At 75.0% G+C, this 5,449-nt stretch carries 2 protein-coding genes; both read right to left on the minus strand.

Annotated features, from left to right (window positions below):
• A partial coding sequence (locus ACIQOV_RS25645; protein ID WP_401052242.1) for a type I polyketide synthase occupies positions 1 to 2,146 on the minus strand: 2,146 nt, incomplete at its 3' end.
• A gap of 31 nt (positions 2,147 to 2,177) precedes the next feature.
• Positions 2,178 to 5,449: type I polyketide synthase (locus ACIQOV_RS25650; RefSeq protein ID WP_401052243.1), on the minus strand; the 3,272-nt coding region annotated here is incomplete at its 5' end.

The raw sequence follows: 5,449 nt of genomic DNA on the forward strand, positions 1-5,449 counted from the left end.
AGAGCCGGCCCGCCCACGGGGCGATGCGCTCCCGTGCCACGTCCACCGGCAGGGGCACCGACGCCATGCCGCCACGGCCCGCCAACGCCCCCACCGCACGGGAACGCAGCGCCACCACCCGCGCCCCGTCGTCGATGCTCAGACCACCCGCCACCACCGCGGCGGCGATCTCGCCCTGCGAGTGGCCCACCACCGCGTCCGGAACGACCCCGAACGCACGCCACACCTCCGCCAGCGACACCATCACCGACCACAGCACCGGCTGCACCACATCGACCCGGGCGAGCAACCGCTCCGAGCCCAACGCCTCCGCCAACGACCAGTCGACATAAGGCGCCAACGCCCGCCCGCACTCCGCCATCCGCCCCGCGAACACCTCCGACCCGGCCAGCAGCTCTACGGCCATCCCCACCCACTGCGAACCCTGACCCGGGAACACCAACACCGAACGGCCCGGGGGCAGCCCGCTGCCGACCGTCACGCCCGCCGCACGCACGCCCCGCGACAGGGCGGCGACACCGGCCAGCAGCTCGCCCCGGCCCGCCCCCACCACCACCGCGCGCTCCGCGAACCGCGAACGCCCCGCCGCCAGCGAATGGCCGACGTCCGTCGCGCTCAGGCCCGGTTCCGCCACCACCCGCTCGTACAGCGCCGTCGCCTGGGCGCGCAGCGCGTCCGGAGTACGCGCCGACAGGACCCAGGGGACGGCGGCGGGCACGGGTTCCGGCGTGGCGGGCCCGTCGGGAGCTGCCGGGTCGGCCGGGGCCTGTTCGAGGATGACGTGGGCGTTGGTGCCGCTGGCGCCGAAGGAGGACACCCCGGCCCGGCGCGGACGTCCCGTCTCCGGCCAGGGGGCGGCCTCGGTGAGCAGGGAGACGGCTCCCTCGGTCCAGTCGATCTGGGGCGAGGGACAGTCGACGTGCAGGGTGCGCGGCATCACGCCGTGCCGCATCGCGAGCACCGACTTGATCACCCCGCCGACTCCCGCGGCGGCCTGGGTGTGGGACAGGTTGGACTTCAGCGAGCCCAGCCGCAACGGCCGCCCGGCGGGCCGGTCCTGCCCGTACGTGGCCATGAGCGCCTGCGCCTCGATGGGGTCGCCGAGGACAGTGCCGGTGCCGTGCGCCTCCACCATGTCGACCTCGGACGGGTCGAGTCCGGCACGGGCGAGCGCCCCGTTGATGACGCGCTGCTGCGCGGGCCCGTTCGGGGCGGTCAGCCCGTTGCTGGCGCCGTCCTGGTTGACGGCCGAGCCGCGGATGACGGCCAGGACGGGGTGCCCCGCGCGCCGGGCGTCCGAGAGCCGTTCCAGCAGGAGCAGGCCCAGGCCCTCCCCGAACCCGGCTCCGTCCGCCGCGGACGAGAAGGACTTGCTGCGTCCGTCGGGTGCCAGGCCGCGCTGGCGGCTGAATCCGACGTACAGGCCGGGGGTGGACATCACAGTCACCCCACCGGCCAGGGCGAGGGTGGTGTCGCCGGAGCGCAGCCCCTGGCAGGCGAGGTGGACGGCGACCAGGGAGGACGAGCAGGCGGTGTCCAGGGTGACCGCCGGGCCTTCCAGGCCCAGGGTGTAGGCGATCCGGCCCGAGGCGACGCTGGGGATGGTGCCGGTGCCGAGGAAGCCTTCCACTTCGTCGGGCACCCGGCCGAGCCGGGACCCGTATTCGCTGTAGATCACTCCGGTGTAGACGCCGGTGCGGCTGCCGCGCAGGGTCGTCGGGTCGATGCCAGCGCGTTCCACCGCTTCCCAGGACGCTTCCAGCAGCAGCCGCTGCTGCGGGTCCATGGCCAGGGCCTCGCGCGGCGAGATACCGAAGAAGCCGGGGTCGAAGCCGGTCGCGTCGTGGAGGAAGCCGCCTTCCCGGACGTAGAAGGTGCCGGGGGCGTCGGGGTCGGCGTCGAAGCCGCCCTCGACGTCCCAGCCGCGGTCGGTGGGGAACGGCGAGACCGCGTCGCGTTCCTTGACCAGCAGCTCCCACAGGTCTTCCGGGGTGCGTACGCCGCCGGGGTAGCGGCAGCTCATCGCCACGATGGCGATGGGCTCGGCGGAGTCGTCGCGGAGCCGTCGGTTCTCCTGCCGCAGGCGCTGGTTGTCCACCAGCGAGGCGCGCAGGGCGGCCACCACCTGGTCCGTTTCGGTGGGCATGGGGTTGGACTTCTCCTTCTGCGGCTGTCGGTCAGTCACGTTCGCCGCCCAGGGCCATCCGGACGAGGTCGTCGACGGCCATGGCGTTGATGTCGGCGGCGGGAGCCGGCGTCTCCGGTGTCTCCGGCCGGTCGGCGAGGTGCGCCCCGGCGGCCTTCCCGGTGCCGGCGGGGTCGCCCGGCCCGTCGGGTACCAGGCGCCCGGTGAGGTGGGCGGCGACGGCGGCCGGGGTGGGGTGGTCGAAGACCAGGGTGGCGGGCAGCCGGCGGCCGGTGGCGGCGCCGAGCCGGTTGCGGAGTTCGACTGCGGTGAGCGAGTCGAAGCCGAGGTCCTTGAACGCCTGGTCCGGGTCGACGGCCTCGGGTCCGCCGTGGCCGAGGATGTCGGCGACCCGGCTCCGTACCAGGTCGAGCAGGGTGGCGACGCGTTCCTCCGGGGTGAGGCCGGTCAGCCGGCGGCGCAGCGAGTCCGCTTCGGCGGCGTCCGCCCCGGAGGCGGGGCGGCGTGCGGTGCCGGGGACCAGGGCGGCGAGCAGGGCCGGGACGGGTCCGGTCCGGGCTGCCGTCCGGAGCCGGCCGAGGTCGATCTTGACCGGGACGAGCAGCGGTTCGTCCAGGGTGAGCGCCGCGTCGAACAGGGCCAGGCCCTCTTCGCTGCCGATGGCCGCGGTGCCTCCCCGGGACATCCGCCGCAGGTCGGCGGCGGTGAGCGTGCCGGTCATGGTGCTGCGGCGCGCCCACAGGCCCCAGGCGAGCGACTGGGCGGGCAGTTTCAGGGCACGGCGGTGCTGGGCGAGCGCGTCGAGGAAGGCGTTGGCGGCCGCGTAGTTGCCCTGCCCGGCGTTGCCGACCGTGGCGGACGCGGAGGAGAACAGGACGAAGGCCGACAGCGCAAGGTCACGGGTGAGGTTGTGCAGGTTGAGGGCTGCGTCGACCTTGGGCCGCAGGACGTGGCGCATCCGCTCCGGGGTCAGCGACTCGATCGTCCCGTCGTCCAGGACGCCGGCCGCGTGGACGACCGCGCTCAGCGGGCGGTCGGCGGGGATGCCGGCGAGCAGCGCGGCGAGCGCGTCCCGGTCGGCGACGTCACAGGCCTCCACGTCCACCCGGGCGCCGAGGCCGCGCAGTTCGGCGGCGAGGTCGGCCAGGCCCGGGGCGTCCGTGCCGCGCCTGCCGACGAGCAGCAGGTTCTGTACGCCGTGCGCGGTCACGAGGTGCTGTGCCACCAGGCCGCCGAGCGCGCCGCCGGCCCCGGTGACGAGGACGGTTCCCCCGGCCGCGGCGATACCGGACGGTGTGTCCGGGGCCGGGTTCGGGTCCGTGGCGACGGTGGCCCTGGTGAGGCGGGCGGCGAGGAGCTCTCCGCCGCGTATCGCCAGTTGGGGTTCCGTTCCGGCCAGTGCCCGGGGCAGCAGGCCGGCCACGGCGGCCGGGTCGTCGGTGTCGATCAGCAGGAAGCGGTCCGGGTGCTCGGACTGGGCGGAGCGGACGAGGCCGCGGACCGCGGCGCCGGTGAGGTCGGTGACCTCCTCGCCGGCTGCCGTGGAGACCGCACCCCGGGTGACGAGCACGAGCCGGGTGCCGTCGTCCCACCGCGGGTCGGCCAGCCAGTCCTGGACGAGCCGCAGGGCGTCGTCCAGTGCGGTGTGCACGGATGCGGCGTCGGGCGGGGACGAAAGGTCCGGGGTGTGGTCGCACCAGGCCAGCACGGCGGCGGGCGACGGCGCTCCCCCGTCCAGCGCGGCACCGAGGGCGGCCAGGTCCGGATGGCTGTCCGGGAAGAGTTCCCGGCCGCCGAGGACAGCCCAGTGTCCGAGGGGGTCGGCGGGTGCGGTGGCGGGCACCGCCGACCACTGCACCCGGTAGAGGGATTCCGGGCCGCCGCCCGGGCGGAGGGTGTCGAGGTCGACCGGGCGGACGGCGAGCGCCTCGACCGACGCGACCGGGAGGCCGTTCGAGTCGGTCGCGTCGATCGACACCGATCCGTCCGGCCGGAAGCCGAGCCGTACCCTGAGCGCGGTGGCTCCGGAGGCGTGCAGCCCGACTCCGCTCCAGGAGAACGGCAGTCCGGCGGACGGCCGGTCCGCGCCCGGTTCGGTGTCCGGCCGAGCCCGCAGGAACAGCCCCTGGAGGGCGGCGTCCAGGAGGGCGGGGTGCACGCCGAAGGCAGAGGCGGACCGGTGCTGGTCCTCGGGCAGACGTACCTCGGTGAAGATCTCGTCACCCCGGCGCCAGGCAGCGGTGAGCCCGCGGAAGGCGGGTCCGTAGCCGTAACCGGAGGCACGGAACCGCTCGTACAGGTCGTCGACGGGGATCGGGACGGTGCCGGGCGGGGGCCAGGAGCCGGCGTCGTCCGGTACGGCTGAGGACGACGGCTCGCGGGTCGTGGCGTCGGCGGTGAGCCTGCCGGTCGCGTGCGCGGTCCAGTGCGGGGTCGCCGCGTCCTCGCGGCAGGAGAACAGGTCCAGTGAGCGGCTGCCGTGCGCGTCCGTGGCGCCGACCCGAACCTGCAGGCGGACGGCGGTGTCGGCGGGTATCAACAGCGGTGACTGGAGCGTCAGTTCCTCCACCGTGTGGCAGCCGGCCTCGTCCGCGGCGCGTACCGCGAGTTCCGCGAAGGCCGCGCCGGGCAGCAGGACCGTGCCGGCCACCGCATGGTCGGCGAGCCAGGGGTGGGACCGCAGCGAGATCCGGCCCGTGAGCAGCAGTTCACCCGTGTCGGCCAGTTCGATGGCCGCTCCGAGGACGGGGTGGTCGGCCGGATCGAGCCCGGCCGCGCCCACATCGGCCGCCGCGGTGGGCGCCGGCTCGGGCCAGTAGCGGCTGCGCTGGAAGGCGTACGTCGGCAGGTCCACCCGCCGCGCCCCCGGGAACGCCCCCGAGAAGTCCGCCCCCAACCCGCACTCCCACGCACGACCCACCGCACGCAACACCTGCGCCGGGCCACCCTCCCCACGACGCAGCGTCCCCAGCACCACGGCATCCACACCCGCGGCCTCCACCGACTCCCCCACCGCCACACCCAGCACCGCATGCGGGCTGGACTCGACGAAGAACCGGAAGCCCTCCCCCAGCAGCGCCGCCGTGGCCTGCCCGAACTCGACGGTCTCCCGCAGGTTGCGGTACCAGTACTCGGCGTCCAGGGCCTTCGTGTCCAGCCAGCCGCCCGTCACCGTCGAGAAGAACGGCACAGAACCCGCGAGAGGGGTGATCCCGTCCAGATCGGCGAGCAGCCGCTCGCGGACCTCCTCCACATGCGCGGAGTGCGACGCGTAGTCGACCTCGATCAGACGCGCCCGCACCC

Origin of the sequence: Kitasatospora sp. NPDC091257, assembly GCF_044757675.1 — a bacterium.
Taxonomy (GTDB): Bacteria; Actinomycetota; Actinomycetes; order Streptomycetales; family Streptomycetaceae; genus Kitasatospora; species Kitasatospora lactacystinica.